Annotated in this window: 1 protein-coding gene; it reads right to left on the reverse strand. The window is 59.5% G+C overall.

Going from position 1 to position 1401, the window contains the following annotated elements:
* Positions 1 to 72 precede the first annotated feature (72 nt).
* The gene (locus ABEA12_RS15065; protein WP_210100879.1) at positions 73 to 1284 is read right to left on the reverse strand and encodes a DDE-type integrase/transposase/recombinase; all 1212 of its coding nucleotides are present in this window, start codon (positions 1282 to 1284) and stop codon (positions 73 to 75) included.
* Positions 1285 to 1401 lie beyond the last annotated feature (117 nt).

Consider the following 1401-nt stretch of genomic DNA (forward strand, 5'->3'; position numbering starts at 1 on the left):
CGTAGTGCCTCATGTCAAGGTGCACGCCAAATGACTACCGCATGCCTCACCAAAAATGCACGCGAAATCGGGTCATGCGATTCGAGTCTGGGACTGGGTTTTCAGGGCGGCTAGCCGTATGAGTTCTTGTTGGATGCCATTGATTTCCTTGGTCATTTGCGCCAAGTCCGTCCCTGCATAGCTCTCTTCCAAACGTTGGCGTTCGGTTGGCAGCATGATCCCGGTGTCCTTGACGCGGTCCGCCGGGATGCGCGGGGCATCGTAATCCCGGACGTGCCGGCCGGTGGCGCTAAGCCGGTAGCCGGTGGCTTTCATCGTAGGTAGGAACAGGTTCTTACGCAGGTTCACCAGCGGCCACAAACGATGCAGCAGGGCCAGCTCCGTCGGGGTGTCGTAGCGGTAGTTGAAGGCATTACGCCGCACGATGTCACCGTTTTTCTGCTCGACAAAAGGATTATCGTTCGAATGGTGGGGCCTGGAGCGGGTCATCTGGATATCGTGTGCATTGGCCCACGTGGTGACCGCATAGTTGAGAAATTCAGACCCATTGTCCGTATGGGCGTGATCGATCGGAAAGGGAAACTCTGCACGTATCTCTTCCAGGGCCAGAACGATCCACTTCGAGGCTTTGTTCTTCACCGAGCGGTTCGCCGTCCATCCGGTGAAGGTGTCGGTGACGGTGAGGGTGAAGGCGTATTCGCCCTTGGCGGTGAGTCCGCAGTGCGCGACGGTGTCGATGGCCACCAACCCCGGTTGCCGATCGATGGCCGGGATGCGAGTCATGATGGGAATCGCTTGGCGGTATTGGTTCTTCGTTGAGTGGGTGGTGGAGATCCCGTCGGGTTGCAGCTGGGCTTTGTAGGGCTTCAAAATCCTGTCGATCGTCGCCGGGCTGATACCCAGCAGCTGCTCGCGCACCACGGGCGTGTAGCGTCCGCGTACCGGGCCGAATGCCCCGGAAGCAGCGTGGGCCTCCATATTGTCCAACGTCGTGGCCATGACAGTGGCCAGATACTTGCCGCACGGGCGGTCAGCGACCAGCCAGATTCGCTGCAGCACCTTGACGGTGTCAAAGCCGTAGGTCCGTGAGCGGGGCTTGCGCTTCACCGCTGAGGCCCTCCCGTGGCGTTTCAGCGCGTTGTTTAGTTGCCGCCGGGCGTTCTGTCGGGACCAACCGATCTCGACTTGGATCCGGTCAAGGATCACCCCTTTGGCCTTCTTCGAAGCCCTCGCGTAGGCGGTCGCTTCCTTCTTGGTGATTTCTCGGCGCGCAGACAATGTCAACCCATAACCCATCCCTCCAGCACACCAAGGTGCCCGGTCATGCGCCAGAGATTTCGCGTGCACTTCTCAAATGAGGCATGCGCCCCATTTCGCGCGCACTTTAGATGAGTCAACACG

It is taken from the genome of Paeniglutamicibacter antarcticus (assembly GCF_039544305.1).
Lineage (GTDB): Bacteria > Actinomycetota > Actinomycetes > Actinomycetales > Micrococcaceae > Paeniglutamicibacter > Paeniglutamicibacter antarcticus_C.